Genomic DNA, 21199 nt, shown 5'->3' with positions numbered 1-21199 from the left:
CCATCATGAACCGCTATCCCATCTGGAAATACGCACTGATCCTGGTGACGGTGCTGCTTGGCCTGTTGTACACGGCGCCCAACTATTTCGTGGATTCGCCGGCGCTGCAGATCACCACCGGCAAGCAGACCGTCCATATCACCAGCGCCACCACCACCCAGGTCGCCGATGCGCTCACGCGTGAAGGCATCGCCGCCGAAGACGTCGTGCTGGAAAGCGCCGGCGACAGCAGCGCCGTGCGCGCGCGCTTCAAGACGCCGGACGCCCAGTTCAAGGCCAAGGCCGCGCTCGAGCGCGACCTGAACCGCGACCCGACCGATCCCGACTACATCGTCACCGTCAACCTGGCGAAAAACACCCCGCTGTGGATGCAGAAGCTGGGCGCCCAGCCGATGAACCTGGGCCTGGACCTGCGCGGCGGCGTGCACTTCATGCTGCAGGTGAATACCAAGGAGACGCTGGACACCCGCATGAAGGCGATCCAGTCGTCCGCGCGCAGCCTGCTGCGCGAGCAGAACGTGCGCCACGCCGGCATCGACCGCGTCGGCGACCATCTCGAGATCCGCTTCCGCGACGAAGCCACGCGCACGCAGGCGCGCAGCGTGCTCGCCAACGCCAACGCCGACCTGCAGTTCCAGGACGCCGCCGACGGTACCGACCAGAAGCTGGTCGTCAGCCTCAAGCCGGCCGCGCTGCAGCGCGTGATCGAAGAGGGCGTCAAGCAGAACATCTCGACTCTCGGCAAGCGCATCAACGAACTGGGTGTGACCGAACCGGTCATCCAGCAGCAGGGCGCCGACCGCATCGTGGTCGAGCTGCCGGGCGTGCAGGACGTGGCCCATGCGAAGGACATCATCGGCCGCACCGCGACCCTGGAATTCCGCGCGGTCGACGAGTCCATCACCCGCGGCACCGAACTGAACGCCACGATCCCGCTGAACTCGGAACTGTTCACCCAGGGCGAGGGCGTGCCGGTGGTGGTGTCGAAGGACGTCATCGCGGCCGGTGGTTCGGTCGTCGGCGCCACCGCCGGCTTCGACCAGAACCAGCACCCGGACGTGAACATCGAGCTGAACGACGAGGGCGGCCGCAAGATGCGCGCCTTCACCCGCGAGAACGTCGGCAAGCACATGGCGACCCTGCTGAAGGAAAAGGGCAAGTACACCGTGCTGCAGGTGGCGACCATCCAGGGCGAGTTCGGCAAGAACTTCCAGACCACCGGCAATTTCACGCCGCAGCAAGCAGCCGAACTGGCGCTGCTGCTGAAGTCGGGCGCGCTGTCGGCGCCGATGGAATTCGTCGAAGAGCGCGTGGTCGGCCCGCAGCTGGGCGCGGAAAACATCGCGCGCGGCCTGCACTCGACCGTGTGGGGCTTCGTCGCGATCGCGATCTTCATGGTGATCTACTACCAGCTGTTCGGCTTCTTCAGCGTGGTGGCGCTGGCCTGCAACCTGCTGTTCCTGCTGGCCATCCTGTCGACGCTGCACGCCACGCTGACGCTGCCGGGTATCGCCGCAATCGCGCTGGCGCTGGGTATGGCGATCGACGCCAACGTGCTGATCAACGAGCGCATCCGCGAAGAGCTGCGTAGCGGCAACACGCCGCAGGCGGCGATCGCGGCCGGTTTCGACCGCGCCTGGGCGACCATCCTGGACTCGAACGTGACGACCCTGATCGTCGGCCTGGCGCTGCTGGTGTTCGGCTCGGGCCCGGTACGCGGTTTCGCGATCGTGCACTGCCTGGGCATCCTGACGTCGATGTTCTCGGCGGTGTTCGTCTCGCGCGGCGTGGTCAACCTGTGGTACGGCCGCAAGAAGAAACTCGGCAAGATCGCCATCGGCACCGTGTGGACGCCCGGCGTCACCGCGACCGCGGGTGCCGGCGCCAAGCGCGCCGGCCTCAAGAAATAAGCAGGAGCGAGGACCAACATGGAATTTTTCAAGATCAAACGGGACATCCCGTTCATGCGCAACGCGTTGATTTTCAATGCGATCTCGGCGCTGACCTTCGTTGCTGCGGTATTTTTCCTGGTGACCAAGGGCCTGCACTTCTCGGTCGAGTTCACCGGCGGCACCGTGATGGAGCTGCGTTACCCGCATGCTGCCGACCAGGAAAAGATCCGCGCCGGCTTGACCCAGCTGGGTTACGCGCAGCCTGAGGTGACCAGCTTCGGCACCGCCAACGATGTGCTGCTGCGCCTGCCGGTGCGCAAGGGCAAGACCGACGTGGCCGCGTCGAACGTCGTGTTCAACACGCTGTGCGCGGGCGAGGGCGGTACGTCCAAGCAGGTCCAGCTGATCGGCGCCAAGGGCGAACCGGTTGCGCATACCAGCTGCGTGAATGCCGCAGGCAGCGAGCTGGTCGGCCTGCAGCGTGTCGACTCGGTCGGCGCCCAGGTCGGCGACGAGCTGGCGACCAACGGCTTGAACGCACTGATCATGGTCGTGATCGGCGTGATGATCTACCTGGCCGTGCGCTTCGAATGGAAATTCGCGGTGGCGGCGATCATCGCCAACCTGCACGACGTCGTGATCATCCTCGGCTTCTTCGCCTTCTTCCAGTGGGAATTCTCGCTGACCGTGCTGGCCGCGATCCTGGCGGTGCTGGGTTACTCGGTCAACGAATCGGTCGTGATCTTCGACCGGATCCGCGAAACCTTCCGCAAGGAGCGCAAGCTGTCCGTGACCCAGGTCATCGACCATGCGATCACCAGCACGATCTCGCGCACGATCATCACCCACGGCTGTACCGAGATGATGGTGCTGTCGATGCTGTTCTTCGGCGGCGAGGCGCTGCACTACTTCGCCATCGCGCTGACCATCGGTATCCTGTTCGGTATCTACTCGTCGGTGTTCGTGGCGGCGGCGATCGCCATGTGGCTGGGCGTGAAGCGCGAAGACCTGGTCAAGCCGGTCAAGGAACGCGACGACACCGGCGGCGCCGTGGTCTAAGACGCGACGCTCGTGATGTAAAAAAAGCCGCCCGGCTTGGCCGAGGCGGCTTTTTTATTGAGTTATCTCAATTCCTCAATGTTAAATCAGCGATTTATGCATGTTTATTTGCTTATGTGAAGAAACGCACAGAGACACCGTCAAGCCTGCCTTAACATGGACTCGTCTCTTTCAGGACATCCCTAGTTTTGGACTTCACCCGCTCCCCTTAACGGAGCGGGTTTTTTTTTGCGTACGCGGGAAAACCCAACGTTACAGATTTAGATCAAAAAATTTAACAAGTGTGAGTCAGCGCACAGAGTCTGAATGTCGAGCGAACTAAGATGGACTCGTCTCTTTCAGGACATCCCTAGTTTTGGACTTAGCCCGCTCTCGAAGCGGGCGTTTTTTTGCCCGCGCGGCGCACTGGCGAAGATCGCACTGGCGAAGATGTCAGGCCAGCGCCGCTTCCAGGCCGCGGACTTCGGCTTCGGATTCGAGCAGGATGCCGGCCAGGGTGCCATTGCCGACCGTGAAGTCGATCGTCGCAACCGTCTGCAGCCCGGCCATGCCCGGCCGTTCCAGCAGCGGCGAGGGCACCGGCGACAGGTCGTTCGCCAGCAGCAGCGTGTCGCCCAGGGTTTCCGGCGGCAGGGCCCGCATGCCGTTCCAGAGCGCTTCGATCGCGCCCATCACCGGCGCCGGTACGCCCAGCTTGAGCAGCACGCCGCGGCCGACCGCGGTTTCTCCGAACTCGAGCCACTCGTCGGCGCCGCCTTCCAGCAGGTCCGGAAACTCGGGCGCGCGCGACAGCACGTAAAAGCCGCCGACTTCGTGCACGATGCCGGCGAACATCGCCGTGTCCGGATCGACGTTCGACACGCGCCGCGCGATCACCTGCGACAGCGCCGCCACGTGGGTCGAGTGCTTCCAGAGCTGATCGGCCTTGGCGCGCAGGCCCGGTTCCTGGATGCTGCCGGCCAGCTGGCGCACGGTGACGGCGGCCGCCAGCGCACCCAGCGCGCGAAAGCCGACGCGCTGCACCGCCGCGCGCACGTTGGTGACGTCGTGGCCGGTGCGGTTGTAGGCGGCCGAGTTGGCGATGGCGACGGTGCGCGCGGCCAGCAGCGGCTCGGTCTGCACCAGGCGCGCGGCCTCGTCGACGTGGCAGTCGGGATCGCTCAGCGCGCGTTGCAGCTTGAGCGTCGCTTCGACGTTCGTGGGAAAGGTCAGGTCGCCGCGACCGGCTTGCGCGGCGATGCTCTTGAGGGCGGCGATTCTGTCCATGGGGTCAGGGTTCGCTGAAGATCGCGTCGCAGCCGTCCTTCGGTTCCTCGGTGTCCTGCAGTTCGTCGACCAGGCCGAGGTCGAACAGTTCCTCCACGGCGTTCATGAAGCTGTTCAGCTTGGTGGCGCCGATCAGGCGGTAGATCTCGCCGGCCTCGTTGCGTACGCCGATCAGCATCTCTTCCTGGCGCACCTCGTCGGGCGAGGCCACGTCCAGCAACAGGTTGCCGATGATGTGCTTGTCGAAATGAGCGGGCTTTTTATCTTCGAGCAGTGCGGTTTTCACGGTGAGTCCTTCGTTTGCTGTCTATGTGGCATGGATGAATGTCCGGGGATTATAGCCGCCAATGCCGCAGACCGCCGCTGCCAGCTCGCAGACTTTCCCCGCGGTCTTCCCGCGGAGTCTTCCCGACCTACGGCCGGGCCGGGTACCATACATGGATGAACCAGCAACTGCGCGGCATCGCCGCCCTCGTCATCGTCGTCCTCGTATGGGGCACCACCTTCCCGGCCATGAAAGACCTGACCGCGACGTTTACGCCGGTGTGGATCATCCTGACCCGCTTCGCCATCGCCGCGCTGCTGCTGTCGCCGTTCCTCTGGCGCGCGCGCCCGGCCGACCTGCGCTCGGGCATGCTGCTCGGCGTGGTGCTGTTCTTCTGCTACCTGTTCCAGGTCGAGGGCCTGGCCCTGACCAGTTCGAACCGCAACGCCTTCATCTGCGGCCTGAACGTGCTGGTGGTGCCGCTGCTGGGCATCCTGCAGGGCCGGCTGCCCGAGCGCCGCATCGTGGCCGCGCTGGCGCTGGCCGTCGCCGGCCTCGCGGCGCTGTGCTGGGATGGCGGCGCCTGGGGGCGCGGCGACACGCTGGCGCTGCTGTCCGCCTTGTCGTTCGGCGCCTACGTCAAGCTGATGGAAGTGCGCACGCGCATGGCGACGCGCCTGATGAGCGTGACCGCGGCGCAGATCGCCACCGTCGGCGCGTGCGCGGCGCTCTGGCTGCTGGCGCGCGAGCTTCCACTCAACGGCGCGCTGGGCGCCGGCGCGGCCGCGTACTGGCACGGCGTCGGCCATCATCTTGCGCACTACTGGCTCAACTTCGCCTACCTGGGCGTGCTGTGCACCGCGACCATCATCTCGATGCAGGCCTGGGGCCAGTCGCGCACCAGCGCCAACGAAGCCGCCGTGATCTATTCGTTCGAACCCGGCGCCGCGGCCTGCTTCGGCTACCTGTGGCTGGGCGAGACCATGACGGCGCGCGGCTGGCTCGGCGCGGCGCTGTTGATCTTCGGTATGATTGTCAGCCAATGGAATACCGAGGGCCGGCCCGCCGCCGCGCTCGCGCCCGAGTAGTCATCCCGAGTCGTCATCGCCCATCCATGATCCCGAATCGCCACGCGCCCGCGCGCCCCCGCGCATGACGCCGCTGTCATCGACCCGCGCCGACCTGTCCCGCCTCGCGCTGGAGGCGCCGCTACGCGTGCTGCTGGTGAACGCCGGCGAGCCCGACTCGCTGACCTGGTCCGGCCTGGTCCAGCCGCTGCGCCTGGCGGCCAAGGTGCTCGGGCCGGAGCGCCTGCACGTCGACGTGCGCAGCCCCGACAAATTTGCCGGCGAAGCGCGCCACCACTGGCACCTGGTGCTGCTGGTCGCCGACGAGGCCGAAGCCGGCCTGCGCCCGGCCAACATGCGCGCGCTGGCCGGCCACTGCCGCAACGCGCCGTGCTGGGGCGGGGTCGGCGCCGGCGTGCTGTGGCTGGCCGAGACCGGCGCCTTCAACGGCGTGCGCACCGCGCTGCCCTGGTCGCTGTACCCGGAGGCCGAGGCGATCGCCGACCAGGCCCTGTTCAGCCCGCACCTGTACGAGATCGACCGCACCCGCCTGACCTGCTGCGGCGGCGCCGCCAGCATCGACTTTGCCCTGACCCTGGTCGGCCTGCTGTTCGACGCCACGGTCCAGGCGCAGGTCAAGGAAGTGCTGTGCGTCGACCGCGTGCGCGGCCCCGAGGAGCGCCAGCGGGTGGCGCTGCAGGCCCGCTTCGGCACGCTGCAGCCCAAGCTGAGCGAGGCGGTGACGCTGATGGAGGCGAATATCGAGGAGCCGCTCTCGACCGACGACATCGCGCAGCTGGCCGGCGTCTCGCGGCGCCAGCTCGAGCGCCTGTTCAAGCAATACCTGGGCAGCCTGCCGTCGCGCTACTACCTCGAGCTGCGCCTGCAGCGCGCGCGCCAGCTGCTGCGCGACACCAACCACTCGATCGTGCAGGTGGGTCTGATGTGCGGGTTCTCGTCGGGCTCGCACTTTTCGACGGCGTTCGGGGCGCTGTTCGGGAATACGCCGCGCGAGGAGCGGCAGAGGAAACTGGGCCAGTAGCCCGGCGTTGCTCCTTACTCGTCCAAAAACGAAAAACCCTGTCGCCATTTGAAAAGAACTGCAAGGTTTGACTTCCTTATAATGAAGCGCTTGGCGCGGCTGTTGGAGTTCGCGCGACCTTTACTTGGATGAGGAACAACGTCATGAATGCAAAGCTCGATTCGGGTGTCACCTCGGGTAACACCACCCGGCCTGTCACACGCCAGACCTTCGACGAGGTCCTCGTCCCGACCTACGCGCCGGCCGCGATGGTGCCGGTGCGCGCATCGGGCCTGGACGTCTGGGACCAGGAAGGCAAGCATTACCTCGACTTCACCTCCGGCATCGCCGTGACCAGCCTGGGCCACTGCAACCCGGTCATCGTCGAGGCGCTGACCCGCCAGGCCAACACCCTGTGGCACGTCGGTAACGGCTACACCAACGAGCCGGTGCTGCGCCTGGCGTCCGCCCTGATCGAAGCCACCTTCGCCGACCGCGCCTTCTTCGCCAACTCGGGCGCCGAAGCCAACGAAGCCGCCCTCAAGCTGGCGCGCAAGTATGCGCACGCCAAGTTCGGTCCGCAAAAGTCGCGCATCGTGTCGTGCTACGCCTCGTTCCACGGCCGCACGCTGTTCACGGTCTCGGTCGGCGGCCAGTCGAAGTACACCGAAGGCTTCGAGCCGCTCCCGCCGAGCATCAACCACATCAACTACAACGACATCGAGTCGGCGCGCGCCGCGATCACCGATGACGTCGCCGCCGTGATCGTCGAGCCGATCCAGGGCGAAGGCGGGGTGATCCCGGGCGACGTCGAGTTCCTCAAAACGCTGCGCGAACTGTGCGACCAGACCGGCGCGCTGCTGATCTTCGACGAAGTGCAATCCGGCGTGGGCCGCACCGGCGCCCTGTACGACTACATGAACGTCGGCGTGACCCCGGACATCCTGACCTCGGCCAAGGCGCTGGGCAACGGCTACCCGATCGGCGCCATGCTGACCACGGAGGCGATCGCCCAGGCCCTGAACGTCGGATCGCACGGCACTACCTACGGCGGCAATCCGCTGGCCACCACCATCGCGCTGGCCGTGGTCGAGCAGATCAACCAGCCGGCCTTCCTCGCGCGGGTGCGCGAAGCGTCCGCCAAGATCTTCGCCAACCTGGAAAAGCTGGCCGCCGATTACCCGCAGCTGTTCGCCAAGCCGCGCGGCAAGGGCCTCTTGATCGGCGTGCCGATGGCCGACGCGCAGAAGGGCAAATCGAAGGACTACACCAAGGCCGCCGAAAAGCTCGGCCTGATGCTGCTGATCGCCGGCCCCGACGTGGTGCGCCTGGCGCCCGCGCTGGTGGTCTCGGACGCGCAGATCGTGGAAGCCGACCGCATCATGCGCGCCGCCGCCGACGCCTTCCTGGCGGGCTGACGCAGGCCAACAAGTAATGATGCCGATCAGGGTACGGTAGCCCGGCCCTGATCGTCTTGAGCTTCTACTCTGGAGATCCCATGTACGTTGTCCGTCCGGTAGCCACCGCGGATGTCGGCGCCCTCGAGACGCTGCTGGCCGCCTCCACGCCGGGCGTGCACACGCTGCCGCGCACGCGCGAGAAAATCGCCGCGCTGGTCGAGCGCTCGAACGCCTCGTTCGCCGCCCATGTCGACATCCCCAGCGAAGAAACCTACCTGTTCGTGCTGGAAGACCTCGAGACGCGCGAGCTGGTCGGCACCGCCGCGATCCATGCCTCGGCCGGCTCGAACGGCACCTATTTCGCGTTTCGCAACGACGTGATCCAGCAGGTCTCGCGCGACCTGAACATCAGCCACAGCGTGCATGCGCTCACGCTGTGCTCGGAGCTGACCGCGTATTCGCAGCTGTCCGGCTTTACCGTCAGCGAACGCGCGCGCGCGGGACGCGAGGCGGCGCTCCTGTCGCGCGCCCGCCTGCTGTACGCGGTGCTGGCGCCGCACCGCTTCGGCGACCGTTTCTTCGTGCCGCTGGCCGGCGTCACCGACGACAACGGCCAGTCGCCGTTCTGGGATGCGCTGGGCCGCAAGTTCTTCAAGATGGATTTCCTCGACGCCGAACGCACCATCGGCGGCGCGCGCAACCGCACCTTGATCGTCGAGCTGATGCCGCACTACCCGGTCTACGTGCCGCTGCTGCCCGGCCCGGCGCAGGCGGTGATGGGCCAGATCCACCCGAGCGGCGAACTGGCCTTCAACCTGCTGGCCGAAGAAGGCTTCGAGGCCGACGAATACATCGACATCTTCGATGGCGGCCCGATCCTGCAGGCCCACAAGCACTCGCTGCGCTCGTTCTCGGGCGCAATGGTGCGCAAGGTCGCCAACGCCGAGCAGCGTCCGCCCACGCGCGGCGGCAAGGCCACCATGGTCGACTACGCGGTGGCCTGCGGCGAGCGCAACTTCCGCGCGATCGTGCTGGCCTGCGAGCCGGCCGAGAATTCGGAGTCGGTCTGCCTGCCGCCGGCGGCGCGCGAGGCGCTCGGCGTGGCCACCGGCGCCAGCGTCACCTGCGTGCGCATTTAAAGCGAAAATAGGAATCACCATGCTCGTAATTCGCGCAATCACCCAGGACGACGTCGATCCGCTGATCGAGATGGCGCGCCAGGTCGGCAGCGGCATGACCACCCTGAAGCCCGACCGCGACATGCTCGGCGAGCGGGTCGCGACCGCGGTCGCCTCGTTCGCGCAAACCATCCCGCCGGAAGAGCGCGACTACATGTTCGTGCTGGAAGACACCGCCAACGGGCGCCTGGCCGGCGTGTGCGCCATCAAGGCCGCGGTCGGCCTGACGGAGCCGTTCTATAACTACCGCATCGGCACGCTGGTGCACTCCAGCCGCGAGCTGAACGTGTTCACGCGCATGGACACGCTGTACCTGTCGAACGATCTGACCGGATCGAGCGAACTGTGCTCGCTGTTCCTGATGCCGGAATACCGCACTGGCCACAACGGCAAGTTCCTGTCCAAGAGCCGCTTCCTGTTCATCGCCCAGTTCCAGCACCTGTTCACCGAAAAGATCATCGCCGAGATGCGCGGCTACCAGGCCGAGGACGGCACCTCGCCGTTCTACGAAGGCCTGGGCCGCCACTTCTTCAAGATGGACTTCGACCACGTCGACGGCCTGACCGCGATCGGCAAGAAATCCTTCATCGCCGAGCTGATGCCGCGCCAGCCGCTGTACGTGGCCTACCTGCCGGACGACGCCCAGGCCGTGATCGGCCAGGTGCACCGCTCGACGCTCCCGGCGCGCAAGCTGCTGGAGCAGGAAGGCATGCACTACGAAGGCTACGTCGACATCTTCGATGCCGGCCCGGTGCTGCAGGGGCGCGTGTCGGAACTGCGCGCGGTGCGCGACAGCGTCCCGACCGTGGCCGACGAAGGTGTGCCGGAAGGCGAGTGCGACATCACGCTGGTGTCCAACACGCGCCTGGACGATTTCCGCATGATCCTCACGCAGGCCTGCGCCGGCGGCACTCGCGTGCCGTTGTCGGTGCGCGAACTGCAGCTGCTGCATTGCCAGGCGGGCGACCCGGTGCGCACGCTCTCACTCAATGTAAGGAAACCCATCAATGGCTAACCTGTCGAACTACATCAACGGCGAATGGAGCGAAGGGCATGGACCCCTTCTGGCCACGATCGATCCGTCCAGCGGCCGCCAGACCTGGACCAGCAACGAGTCCAGCGGCGAGGACGTCGCGCTCGCGGTCGCGGCCGCGCGCGACGCCTTCGAGGACTGGGCGCTGCGCCCGCTCGAGGAGCGCGTCGTCATCTGCCAGCGTTTCCGCGACCTGCTCAAGGCGCACAACGAGGAGCTGGCGCAAATCATCGCCGAGGAAGTCGGCAAGCCCTTGTGGGAAGCCCGCACCGAAGTCACGACGATGGCCAACAAGGTCGACATCTCGGTGCAGTCGTACGGCGCGCGCACCGGCGACACCAGTGCGACGGTCGCCGACGGCAACGCCGTGCTGCGCCACCGTCCGCATGGCGTGTTCGCCGTGTTCGGGCCGTACAACTTCCCCGGCCACCTGCCCAACGGCCACATCGTGCCGGCCCTGATCGCCGGGAACACGCTGGTGTTCAAGCCCAGCGAATACGCGCCGCGCACGGCGGTGCGCACGGTGCAGCTGTGGATCGAGGCCGGCCTGCCCAAGGGCGTGCTGAACCTGGTCAACGGCGGGCGCGAGACCGGCATGGCGCTGGGGGCGCACCCGGACGTCGACGGCATCCTGTTCACCGGCAGCAGCCACACCGGCGTCGCGCTGCACAAGCAGTTCGGCGGCATGCCGGGCAAGATGCTGGCGCTGGAAATGGGCGGCAACAACCCGCTGGTGGTGTGGGACGTCAAGGACATCGATCCGGCCGTGCACCATGCGGTGATGTCGGCCTTCATCTCGGCCGGCCAGCGCTGCACCTGCGCGCGCCGCCTGATCGTGCACGACACGCCGCAAGGCCAGGCTTTCATCGAGCGTCTGGTGGAAGTCGCGGGCAAGCTCGACGTCGGCGCCTCGAACGCGGAACCGCAGCCGTTCATGGGCCCGGTGGTCTCCGCCCAGGTCGCCAGTAAGCTGGTGCAGGCCCAGCAGATGCTGGAAGAGAAGGGCGGCAAGGTGCTGCTGCGCATGCGCCAGCTGAACCCGGACACCGGTTTCGTCACCGCCGGCATCGTCGACGTGACCGGCGTACAGGGCATCCCCGACGAAGAGTGGTTCGGGCCGCTGCTGCAAGTCAATCGCGTGCAGGACTTCGACGAGGCGATCCGCATCGCCAACGCGACCGAATTCGGCCTGGCCGCGGCGCTGCTGTCGCCGCAGGAAGACTTGTGGAAGCGCTTCGCGATCCGCGCCAAGGCCGGCGTGGTCAACTGGAACCGTCCGACCACCGGCGCGGCCAGCTCGGCGCCGTTCGGCGGCGTCGGCAAGTCGGGCAACCATCGCCCGAGCGCCTATTACGCGGCCGATTACTGCGCCTACCCGGTTGCATCGATCGAAACCGCGGAACTGGAAATGCCGGCCAAGCTGTCGCCCGGCCTGCACTTCTGAGGAGACCGGACCCCGTCATGCGCAACGCCCGTGAATTCAACTTCGATGGCCTGGTCGGGCCATCGCACAACTACGCCGGCCTCTCGTTCGGCAACGTCGCTTCCTTCAACAACGTCAAGAGCGCCTCCAACCCGCGCCAGGCCGCGCTGCAGGGCCTGGCCAAGATGCGCGCCCTGGCCGCGCGCGGCTTCGCCCAGGCGGTGATGCCGCCGCAGGCGCGTCCCAACTTCCGCATGCTGCGCCAGGTCGGCTTTTCCGGCACCGACGGCGACGTCCTGGCGCAGGCCTGGCGCGAGGCGCCGGTCATCCTGTCGTGCGCCTGGTCGGCCTCGCCGATGTGGACCGCCAACGCCGCCACCGTCAGCCCGTCGAGCGACACCGCGGACGGCCGCGTGCACTTCACCGCCGCCAACTTGAACAACAAGCTGCACCGCGCCGACGAACACGTGCAGGCCACGCGCACGCTGCGTGCGCTGTTCGCCAACGCGGACCGCTTCGTGGTGCACGATCCGCTGCCGTCGACCCCGGCTTTTGCCGACGAGGGCGCGGCCAACCACACGCGCTTCGCCAGCGCCTACGGCGCGGCCGGCGTCGAGTTCTTCGTCTACGGCCGGGTCGAGTTCGACCCCTCGGCCGCGGCGCCGAAAAAATACCCGGCACGCCAGACCCTGGAAGCCTCGCAGGCGATCGCGCGCCTGCACGGCCTGGACGCGGCGCGCACCGTATTCGCCGCGCAGAACCCGGACGTGATCGACCAGGGCGTGTTCCACAACGACGTGATCGCGGTCGGCAACGGCAACGTGCTGTTCTACCACGAGCAGGCCTTTGCCGACGAAGCGACCACGCTGGACGCGCTGCGCCGCGCGCTGGGCGCGGTCGACGCCGACCTCGCGCCGGTGCGCGTGGCCACGAGCGCGGTGCCGGTCGCCGATGCGGTGGCCAGCTACCTGTTCAACAGCCAGCTGTTGTCCAAGCGGGACGGCCGGATGGCGCTGGTGGTGCCGCACGAATGCCGCGAGAACGCCGCGGTGTCAAGCTACCTGGCCGAACTGGTTGCCTCGGGCGGCCCGATCGACGAACTGGTCGAATTCGACCTGCGCCAGTCGATGCGCAACGGCGGCGGCCCGGCCTGCCTGCGCCTGCGCGTCAGCCTGACCGACGACGAGGCGGCGGCGATGCACCAGGGCGTGATCATGACCGAGGACCTGTACGCGCAGCTGGTGCCCTGGGTCGAGCGCCATTACCGCGACCGCGTCGAGCCGCGCGACCTGGCCGACCCGCAGCTGGCGCGCGAGTGCGCGGCGGCGCTGGAAGACCTGGAACGCATCCTCGGCTTGCCGGGCTTGTACGACTGGTCGTAAAGACACTTGGGCAGCCTGAACATGCTCTAATATCGGGCGGGACAACCCCGCCTCAAAACAGCCGGAGGACACGCGGCCACAAGCTGCGGCGGACCTGGCGCACACAAACAGCTTTGGAGATACGAATGAACAAAGACATGCCCCAAGACCTGCGTACCCGTACGCTGGCGCTGGTCGCGGAGAACAAGCCGGCCGATGGCGAAGCGCAGCTGAGCGCCCAGCAGAGCGAGCAGGTGAGCGCCCTGATCGGCGCCTGGCTCGGCGCCCTCGACGAAGAGGACCTGGCCGGCATTTCGCCGGAGACCCTGGCGCCGATCCTGTGGAACGGCTTCGCCCAGGTGGCCAGGCGCACCGGCCAGGGCTGCCAGATCGCGCAGCTGCGCCAGGCCGACGGGCGCTCGGGCATGTCGACCGCTCTCCTGATCCTCAACGACGACATGCCTTACCTGGTCGACTCGTTCGTGATGGCCATGCGCCGCCAGCGCGTGGTGGCCACCGGCGTGATGAACGCCGTGCTGCCGGTCACGCGCGACGACGCCGGGGGCGTGACCTCGGTCGGCGATGCCGGCGCACCTCTCGAATCGTACGTGCTTTGCCTGATCGCCGAAGACCTGCCGCAGGAAGAGCTGCAGGCGCTGGTCGAGCGCATCCAGATGGTGGCCAACGACGCCGCCATCGTCCACCGCGACAACCTGGCCATGCGCGACCGCATGACCTATGTCGCCGCCGCCGCCGCCGAAAATGGAGACAAGGCGGGCACCCCGGGCGGCCAGGAAGTCTCGTCCTTCCTCGAGTGGGCCAAGAACGAAGGCTTCGAGCCGTTCGGCTACGCCTACTATTTCGTCAAGCCGGGCGTGCGCGAACTCGAACGCGACATCCCGAGCCGCATCGGCGTGCTGCAGGACACCTCGCACCCGGTCTACGCCACCAGCCTGCAGAACATCCCGGGCGACTTCGAGATCCTGTCCAAGCGCGAAGAGACGCTGTCGATCGTCAAGGCCGACGTGGCCGGCACGCTGCACCGCGACCAGCCGCTCGACTTCATCGGCGTGCGCAACACCGACGCCGAAGGCAACACCCTCGGCGAGCATTGCTTCGTCGGCCTGTTCACCCGCGCCGCCACCTCGACCCCGCTGGCGCGCCTGCCGTTCGCGCGCGGGCGCGTGGCCAAGGTGCTCGGCATCGCCGGCGTGCGCCAGGAAGGCTTCCGCGCCGAGAAATTCATCGAGATCCTGGAATCGCTGCCGCGCACCGAAGCGCTGGAAGCCGATCCGGAATGGCTGGCCCAGGTGTGCAGCTCGGTGGTCTCGCTGTACAAGCAGCCGCGCGCCAAGGTGTTCGCGCGCCGCGACGTCTACCAACGCCACCTGAACGTGCTGGTCTACCTGCCGCGCGAGCGCTACAGCGCCGCCGTGGTGGCCGCGCTGGCCCAGGCCCTGAAAGACAGCTCGGGCGCCGTCGACGTGCGCTCGCAGACCCTGGTCGCCGACGGCCCGCTGGCGCGCGTCTACCTGATCGCCCAGGCCGCGCGCTACCCGCTCGACCTCGAAACCGACATCCAGCAGCCGCTGCTGGGCGTGCTGGACGGCTGGCACGACCGCTTCAGCGCCCTGGTCGACGGCGTCGAAGACGTCCCGGCCCGCAACGCGCTGCGCAAGCTGCTGCCTACGCTGCCGGTCAACTTCGTGGCCGCCACCGCGCCGGAAGTCGCCTTCCGCGACGTGCGCGCGATCCTCGCCAACGGCAAGCCGAATCACGTGTCGGTACGCATCGAAGCGGCCGACGCCAACGCCGGTGAAGGCAACGCGTCCGTGCGCCTGTACTCGGCCCATACCACCCCGTCGCTGTCGCGCATCCTGCCGGCGCTGCAGAACGCCGGCGTCGCGGTCGACCGCGAGCAGACCTTCTGGATCGCCACCGCCGACGGCACGCGCCACTACGTCACCAGCCTGATCGTCGACGCCGAATCGGCCGCCAAGCTGGCCAGGCCCGGCATTGCCGACGCCGCCGAGGACCTGTTCGCGGCCCTGTTCAACGACGAAGCCGAAGACGGCCGCCTGAACGGTCTGACCATCGAAGGCGGCCTGTCGATGCGCGAAGTGCAGCTGGTGCGCGCCTACCTCAGCTACTGGCGCCAGGCCGGCAGCAAGTTCACCACCCGCTACATGGCCGAGACGCTGCGTTCGCGCGCCGACCTGGCCAAGCAGCTGGTCGATGGCTTCCTGCTGCGCTTCGACCCGGCGCTGTCGCTGGACGAGCGCACCGCGGGCACGACCAAGCTGAACGAGCTGAAGGCCAGCCTGGCCCAGGTCAACCACGCCGATACCGAGGAAATCATGGCCTCGCTGGTCGACCTGGTCATGGCGACCGTGCGCACCAACTACTTCCAGGACGCGGCCCAGGGCGGCGACAAGATCATCTTCAAGTTCGACACCAGCCACCTGGCGCTGGTGCCGGAACCGCGTCCGTTCCGCGAGATCTACGTGTTCTCGCGCCGCTTCGAAGGCGTGCACCTGCGCGGCGGCCCGGTCGCACGCGGCGGCCTGCGCTGGTCGGACCGCATGGAAGACTACCGCACCGAGGTGCTCGGCCTGGTCAAGGCCCAGATGGTGAAAAACGCCGTGATCGTGCCGGCCGGCTCGAAGGGCGGGTTCGTCTGCAAGCAGATGCCGAAGGACGCCGCGCGTGAAGTGGTGGCGGCCGAGGGCGAAGCCGTCTACCGCCTGTTCATTTCCAGCCTGCTGGAAGTGACCGACAACCGCGTGCGCGGCGCCATCGTGCCCCCGGGCGAAACCGTGCGCTACGACCAGGACGACCCCTACCTGGTGGTGGCCGCCGACAAGGGCACCGCGACCTTCTCCGACATCGCCAACGGCATCGCGGTCTCGCGCGGCTTCTGGCTCGGCGACGCGTTCGCCTCGGGCGGCTCGAACGGCTACGACCACAAGAAGATGGGCATCACCGCCAAGGGCGCGTTCGAAGCCGTCAAGCGCCACTTCTACGAGATGGGCCACGACATGACCAGCACGCCGATCACGCTGGTCGGCGTGGGCGACATGTCGGGCGACGTGTTCGGCAACGGCGTGCTGCTGTCGCGCCAGCTGAAAGTGCTGGCGGCGTTCGACCACCGCCACATCTTCCTGGACCCGAACCCGGACGTCACGGTCTCGTTCAAGGAGCGCCAGCGCATGTTCGCGCTGCCGCGTTCCTCGTGGGAAGACTACGACAAGAAGCTGATCTCGGAAGGCGGCGGCGTGTACCCGCGCAGCAGCCGTCACATCGAGATCACCCCGCAGGTGCAGGCCGCGCTGGACATCAAGGAGACCACGCTCACGCCGGAAGAGCTGATGCACCGCATCCTGCTGGCGCCGGTCGACCTGTTCTACAACGGCGGCATCGGCACCTACATCAAGGCTGCCAATGAGAGCCACGCACAGGTAAAGGACCGCGCCAACGACAACATCCGCGTCGACGGCAACCAGCTGCGCGTGAAGGTCGTGGCCGAGGGCGGCAACCTGGGCGCGACCCAGGCCGGCCGCATCGAGTTCGCGCTGGCGGGCGGCCGCATCTTCACCGATGCGATCGACAACTCGGCCGGCGTGGATTGCTCGGACCATGAAGTCAACGTCAAGATCTGGCTCGACACCGAAGTCAACGCCGGCCAGCTGGACGAGGCCGAACGCAACCGCCTGCTGACCGAAATGACCGGCGACATCGAGCACCTGGTCCTGCGCGACAACAGCCTGCAGACCCACCTGCTGGTGCGCGAAGCCCAGGCGCAGAACAACGCCGCCGTGGTCGACGGCTACGCCGCGCTGATCGCCAGCCTGGAGCTTGAAGGCGCCGTCTCGCGCGAGCTGGAACAGCTGCCGAGCGAATCCGAGCTGCAGCGCCGCAAGGCCCTCGGCCTGGGCTTGACCACGCCGGAACTGGCGGTGGTGGTGGCCAACGTCAAGAACCGCTTCAAGCGCATCCTCGGCGCCATGCCGCTGCTCGATCAGCCGTGGGCCGAGACCATCCTGCGTCCGTACTTCCCGCAGCAGCTGGTGGCGACCCGCGATCCGCTGGCGCACCCGCTGGCCAATGCGATCCTGGCGACCGTGCTGGCCAACGAATCGGTCAACCGCTGCGGTCCGCTGATGCTGCGCGACCTGGCGCTCGAGCACCGCATCGACGAGGCCGAGGTGATCAAGGCCTGGGGCCGCGCCTGGTCGGCGCTGCACCTGGCGCCGGTGTTCGAGGCGCTCGATGAAAGCGCGCTGGCCGTGCCGCGCGACGTCTCGCAAACCGTCGATGCGCGCACCCGCGTGATGCTGCGCACCGTGATCGAAGGCGTGCTGTCGCTGCCGGCGGAACAAGCCGGCGCGGGCGGCATGGAAGAGCTGTCGAACCTGTTCTCGCAGCCCGAACAGCTGCGCCAGATGGCGCCGGCCAAGCTGGAAGCCGACGGCCACGCCGGCCTGCCGTCCTCGTTCGCGCAGGCGTGGAAAGCGGTCGACACGATCGAGTCGCTGGCGACCTTCCTGTTCGCGGCGGTGTCGGTGCAGCGCCCGGCCGGCATGGCGCTGGCCCAGTTCCTGCAAGCCGGCATGCTGCTGCGCAGCGCCGCCGGCATCGACACGCTCGAGCGCGGCCTGAAGCTGCCGGCCACCAGCAAGGCCCAGGAACAGCTGCGCAACTACGCGCTGCAAGCCCTGCGCCGCACCCAGCAACGCCTGCTGCTGAAAGTACTGGAGCAGGCCAAGCAGGGCGGCGACATGGAAGGCGCGGTGCGCACGCTGACCGGGTCGATGGGCCTGAGCGGCTACGCCCAGGCGACCGACCTGGAGCAGGCCATGCTCGACGTCTGGGCGCTGTCGGAGGGCTCGAGCCCGGACCGCATCGCGGCCGGCACCGCGGCCACCACCGTCACCGTGACGGCGTAAGGCGATGGCAACCGCTTCGTTCGATGCGCTGCAGGGTGGGCTCCCGGAATCGGTCCGGGCCCTGGCCCAGGCCGACTTCGGCGAGGTGGCCCGGCGCTTTACCCAGGCCGGCTTCGCGGTCGGGCTGCCCGCCAAGGGCATCCTGACCGTGAAGGCTGCTCAGCCGGACGCGGCGCGCGCCAGCGTGCTGGTCTCGGTCGGCGTGCACGGCGACGAGACCGGGCCGATCGAAATGGCCGCGCACGCGCTCGATGCGCTCGCGCGCGCGCCCGAGGCGTTGGCGGTCGACCTGATGCTCTGCGTCGGCAGCATCGATGCGATCGCCGTGGGAAAGCGCTTCATCGACGCCGACCTGAATCGCATGTTCCGCGACGTGCGCGGCGACCTGGCCGGCACCTTCGAAGCCGCACGCGCCGACGCCATCATCGCCGCCACCCGCGACTTTTTCGACGGTAGCGGGCCGGCGCGCTGGCACCTCGACCTGCACACGGCGATCCGCGCTTCGCGCTATCCGAAGTTCGCGATCGTGCCGCAGCTGATCGAGGTGCAAGCGCGCGAACGGCTGATCGGCTGGCTGGGGCAGGCCGGCATCGAAGCGGTGATCATGAATCCCGCCTCCGCCGGCACCTACAGCTGGTGGACCGCGCAGCAGCACGGCGCCGCCGCCAGCACGGTCGAGCTGGGGCGCATCGGCACGCTGGGGCAGAACGACCTGTCGCAGTTCGCCGACGCGGCGCGCGCGCTCGACGCGCTGCTGCGCGGTCATGCGCCCGCGGCCGGGCAGGTAGCGAAGCCGCTGGTGTTCGACACCGCCCAGTCGCTCACCAAGCTGTCCGACGCGTTCACCATGAGCTTCGGGCGCGACACCGAAAACTTCACACCCCTGAAAAAAGGCGACATCATCGCCACCGACGGCGACACCGTCTATACCGTCCAGCACGACGAAGAGCTGGTCGTGTTCCCGAACCCGGACGTGCGCGTGGGCCTGCGCGCGGGGATCATGGTCGTGCGCGTGAGTTGACGGCAGCGAGCTGAAAAACACGTTTCAATCGTGCGCGCTAGACTACCCCTTTTGAACGCGAGGGGAGTCTTCCATGAGCATGCTGTTTTCTCCAATCAAGCTGGGTCCGCTCGAGCTGGCCAACCGGATCGCGATCGCGCCGATGTGCCAGTACTCGGCCGAAGGCGGTTTCCCGACCGACTGGCACATGATCCACCTGGGCCACCTGGCGCTGTCCGGCGCCGGCTTGCTGATCCTGGAGGCCACCGCGGTCACCGAGGAAGGCCGCATCACCTACGGCGACCTGGGCCTGTGGTCGGATGAACACGCTGCCGAGCTCGAACCCATCATCAATGCGATGCGCAAGTACGCGCCGATCAAGATCGGCGTGCAGCTGGCCCACGCCGGCCGCAAGGCTTCCAGCGAGAAGCCGTGGCTGGGCGGCGCCAACATCCCCGTCGACCACGAGAACGGCTGGCAGACCGTGGCCCCGTCGCCGCTGCCGCATGCCGACGGCGAGACCGTCCCCGAGGCGCTGGACGCCGCCGGCCTGCAGCGTGTGAAAGAGGGCTTTGTCGCCGCCGCGCGCCGCGCCGATGCGCTCGGCCTGGACCTGATCGAACTGCACGGCGCGCACGGCTACCTGCTGCACCAGTTCCTGTCGCCGCTGTCGAACCAGCGCACCGACCAATACGGCGGCTCGCTGGAAAACCGCATGCGCTTCCCGCTCGAGGTGTTCGAGGCGGTGCGCGCGGCCGTCTCGGGCGAGATGGTGGTCGGCATGCGCATCTCGGCCAGCGACTGGGTCGAAGGCGGCTGGGACATCGAGCAGAGCGTCGCCTTTGCCAAGGAACTGGACAAGCTGGGCTGCCAATTCATGCACGTCTCGAGCGGCGGCTTGTCGCCCGAGCAGAAGATCCCCGTCGGCCCCGGCTACCAGATCGAGTTTGCCACGCGCATCAAGCAGGTCGTGCAGATGCCGACCATCGGCGTCGGCCTGATCACCGAAGCCAGGCAAGCCGAGACCATCATCCAGACCGGCCAGGCCGACATGGTCGCGCTGGCGCGCGCGATGCTGTACGACCCGCGCTGGCCGTGGCACGCCGCGGCCGAGCTGGGCGCGACGGTGAGCGCGCCGCCGCAGTACTGGCGCTCGCAGCCGCACGAGTTCAAGAACCTGTTCGGCGATACGCGCCTGGGTCAACGCTGATCCATTCATCCCCCGAGGCGGCCACTCGTGCCGCCTTTTTTGCAATCTATCGCATGATCCCGGCCTGGTGTCTGCATGCTTGCTAGAGTGCATGCATCGGACAACAACACTGAAAGGGTCATCATGCGCACCATGCTCGCCATCGCCATCGCCGCCGCAGCCGCCATCCTGGGTGGCTGCGCCATCGTCGTCGCTCCGGGTGGAGACGGCGACTACCACGTCAGCACCCCGTTCTCCGGCGTCCAGGGCGACGGCGTGATCACACGCGAGCAGCGCCCGGTCGGCACGGTGCAGGCTCTGGAGGCGGGCGGTTCGATGGTGGTCGAGGTGCGCGTCGGCCCGGCGCCGTCGTTGGTGGTCGAGGCCGACCGCAACCTGCTGCCGCTGATCCGCACCGACGTGCGCGGCGACAGCCTGGTGATCTCGACCGAGGGCTCGTACCGCAGTTCCAACCCGGTGCACGTCATCTACACGACGCCGCGCCTGACCGAGGTGCGCCACGGCGGTTCCGGCAAGCTGACCGTGCAGGACCTGAACGGCGCGCCACTGCAGGTGCACCAGAGCGGATCCGGGACGCTGGTGCTGGCCGGTCGGGTCGACAAGCTGGACATCGACGGCAGCGGCTCGGGCCGTGTCGATGCCGACGCCCTGCAGGCCGGCAGCGCGCGCCTGGCGCTGAGCGGTTCCGGCCGCATGAGCATCGGCCAGGTGCGCGGCGACTATGCGGACGTTGGCGTCAGCGGTTCCGGCGAGCTGCGCGTGAGCGGCGCGGTGCGCAGCCTGAGCGCGCACTCGTCCGGCTCCGGCCGGCTCGAACTGGCCGGCTTGAGCAGCCGGCAAGCGGACCTGTCGTCGAGCGGCTCGGGCGGCATCAGCGCCAACGTCAGCGATTCGCTGGTCGCGCAGACCACCGGCTCGGGCGGCATCCGCGTGGCCGGCAACCCGGCGCAGCGCAATGTCAGCGGCAAGAACGTGCAGCTGCTGAATTGATACCAAGGCAAGAGAGCGCGATCAACCGGGAAACTTTTTCTGCGGCGGAAACGGCGGATAGCCCTATAATCGCGTACTTTGGAGGCAG

15 protein-coding genes are annotated in these 21199 nt (G+C 67.7%); 13 read left to right on the top strand and 2 right to left on the bottom strand.

The genetic code is table 11. The annotated features are described in order from the left end of the window. Positions 1–5: 5 nt before the first annotated feature. Both secD and secF read left to right on the top strand, forming a co-directional pair. On the top strand, positions 6–1910 hold the full coding sequence (secD, locus tag FA90_RS17230; protein ID WP_036170702.1) for a protein translocase subunit SecD: 1905 nt from the start codon (positions 6–8) through the stop codon (positions 1908–1910). 18 nt (positions 1911–1928) lie between these two features. Then, positions 1929–2951 (top strand): protein translocase subunit SecF, encoded by a 1023-nt coding sequence (gene secF, locus FA90_RS17225; protein WP_036170699.1) that lies wholly within the window; start codon positions 1929–1931, stop codon positions 2949–2951. Positions 2952–3383: 432 nt separating this feature from the next. On the opposite strand, the gene FA90_RS17220 is transcribed toward secF, so the two are convergent. Next, a complete protein-coding gene (locus FA90_RS17220) occupies positions 3384–4217 on the bottom strand; it encodes an HDOD domain-containing protein (protein ID WP_036170697.1) in 834 nt (277 codons plus the stop codon). A gap of 4 nt (positions 4218–4221) precedes the next feature. Then, complete coding sequence (locus tag FA90_RS17215; protein ID WP_036170694.1) at positions 4222–4503, bottom strand: hypothetical protein; 282 nt, start codon at positions 4501–4503, stop codon at positions 4222–4224. A 155-nt stretch (positions 4504–4658) separates the two neighbouring features. On the opposite strand from FA90_RS17215, the gene FA90_RS17210 reads away from it, so the two are divergent. The 11 genes from FA90_RS17210 (at position 4659) to FA90_RS17160 (ending at position 21111) form a co-directional block, all read left to right on the top strand. After that, positions 4659–5570 (top strand): DMT family transporter, encoded by a 912-nt coding sequence (locus tag FA90_RS17210; RefSeq protein WP_036170692.1) that lies wholly within the window; start codon positions 4659–4661, stop codon positions 5568–5570. 64 nt (positions 5571–5634) lie between these two features. After that, positions 5635–6591 (top strand): GlxA family transcriptional regulator, encoded by a 957-nt coding sequence (locus tag FA90_RS17205; RefSeq protein WP_036170689.1) that lies wholly within the window; start codon positions 5635–5637, stop codon positions 6589–6591. Between the two features lie 143 nt (positions 6592–6734). Then, positions 6735–7988, top strand: a complete 1254-nt coding sequence (locus FA90_RS17200; RefSeq protein WP_036170686.1) for an acetylornithine/succinyldiaminopimelate transaminase — start codon at positions 6735–6737, stop codon at positions 7986–7988. Positions 7989–8068: 80 nt separating this feature from the next. Beyond that, positions 8069–9109 carry an arginine N-succinyltransferase gene (locus FA90_RS17195; protein WP_036170682.1) on the top strand — a complete coding sequence of 347 codons (1041 nt, stop codon included), beginning with the start codon at positions 8069–8071 and terminating at the stop codon, positions 9107–9109. Between the two features lie 19 nt (positions 9110–9128). Next, positions 9129–10163 (top strand): arginine N-succinyltransferase, encoded by a 1035-nt coding sequence (gene astA, locus FA90_RS17190; RefSeq protein WP_036170680.1) that lies wholly within the window; start codon positions 9129–9131, stop codon positions 10161–10163. Next, a complete protein-coding gene (gene astD, locus FA90_RS17185; RefSeq protein ID WP_036170677.1) occupies positions 10156–11625 on the top strand; it encodes a succinylglutamate-semialdehyde dehydrogenase in 1470 nt (489 codons plus the stop codon). Before astA ends, astD begins: the two co-directional genes overlap by 8 nt. A gap of 17 nt (positions 11626–11642) precedes the next feature. Next, entirely contained in the window at positions 11643–12986 is a 1344-nt protein-coding gene (gene astB / locus FA90_RS17180; RefSeq protein WP_036170674.1) for an N-succinylarginine dihydrolase, read from the top strand. 125 nt (positions 12987–13111) lie between these two features. After that, positions 13112–17911: an NAD-glutamate dehydrogenase domain-containing protein gene (locus FA90_RS17175; RefSeq protein WP_036170672.1), complete on the top strand. Its 4800-nt coding sequence runs from the start codon at positions 13112–13114 to the stop codon at positions 17909–17911. A gap of 4 nt (positions 17912–17915) precedes the next feature. Next, positions 17916–18932 carry a succinylglutamate desuccinylase gene (locus tag FA90_RS17170; protein ID WP_051971883.1) on the top strand — a complete coding sequence of 339 codons (1017 nt, stop codon included), beginning with the start codon at positions 17916–17918 and terminating at the stop codon, positions 18930–18932. Between the two features lie 73 nt (positions 18933–19005). Next, positions 19006–20121 carry an NADH:flavin oxidoreductase/NADH oxidase gene (locus FA90_RS17165; protein ID WP_036170669.1) on the top strand — a complete coding sequence of 372 codons (1116 nt, stop codon included), beginning with the start codon at positions 19006–19008 and terminating at the stop codon, positions 20119–20121. A 123-nt stretch (positions 20122–20244) separates the two neighbouring features. Continuing rightward, positions 20245–21111 carry a head GIN domain-containing protein gene (locus tag FA90_RS17160; RefSeq protein WP_036170666.1) on the top strand — a complete coding sequence of 289 codons (867 nt, stop codon included), beginning with the start codon at positions 20245–20247 and terminating at the stop codon, positions 21109–21111. Positions 21112–21199 lie beyond the last annotated feature (88 nt).

Source organism: Massilia sp. 9096 (assembly GCF_000745265.1).
In the GTDB taxonomy this organism is placed as follows: Bacteria; Pseudomonadota; Gammaproteobacteria; order Burkholderiales; family Burkholderiaceae_D; genus Telluria.
This window is presented reverse-complemented; position numbering and strand designations above follow the sequence as displayed.

Coding starts and splice junctions, on each gene's coding strand:
- FA90_RS17200 (WP_036170686.1), top strand. CDS start 6,735: ATGAATGCAAAGCTCGATTCGGGTGTCACCTCGGGTAACACCACCCGG.
- FA90_RS17170 (WP_051971883.1), top strand. CDS start 17,916: ATGGCAACCGCTTCGTTCGATGCGCTGCAGGGTGGGCTCCCGGAATCG.
- astB (WP_036170674.1), top strand. CDS start 11,643: ATGCGCAACGCCCGTGAATTCAACTTCGATGGCCTGGTCGGGCCATCG.
- astA (WP_036170680.1), top strand. CDS start 9,129: ATGCTCGTAATTCGCGCAATCACCCAGGACGACGTCGATCCGCTGATC.
- FA90_RS17195 (WP_036170682.1), top strand. CDS start 8,069: ATGTACGTTGTCCGTCCGGTAGCCACCGCGGATGTCGGCGCCCTCGAG.
- FA90_RS17205 (WP_036170689.1), top strand. CDS start 5,635: ATGACGCCGCTGTCATCGACCCGCGCCGACCTGTCCCGCCTCGCGCTG.
- FA90_RS17160 (WP_036170666.1), top strand. CDS start 20,245: ATGCGCACCATGCTCGCCATCGCCATCGCCGCCGCAGCCGCCATCCTG.
- FA90_RS17165 (WP_036170669.1), top strand. CDS start 19,006: ATGAGCATGCTGTTTTCTCCAATCAAGCTGGGTCCGCTCGAGCTGGCC.
- secF (WP_036170699.1), top strand. CDS start 1,929: ATGGAATTTTTCAAGATCAAACGGGACATCCCGTTCATGCGCAACGCG.
- FA90_RS17220 (WP_036170697.1), bottom strand. CDS start 4,217: ATGGACAGAATCGCCGCCCTCAAGAGCATCGCCGCGCAAGCCGGTCGC.
- FA90_RS17175 (WP_036170672.1), top strand. CDS start 13,112: ATGAACAAAGACATGCCCCAAGACCTGCGTACCCGTACGCTGGCGCTG.
- secD (WP_036170702.1), top strand. CDS start 6: ATGAACCGCTATCCCATCTGGAAATACGCACTGATCCTGGTGACGGTG.
- FA90_RS17210 (WP_036170692.1), top strand. CDS start 4,659: ATGAACCAGCAACTGCGCGGCATCGCCGCCCTCGTCATCGTCGTCCTC.
- astD (WP_036170677.1), top strand. CDS start 10,156: ATGGCTAACCTGTCGAACTACATCAACGGCGAATGGAGCGAAGGGCAT.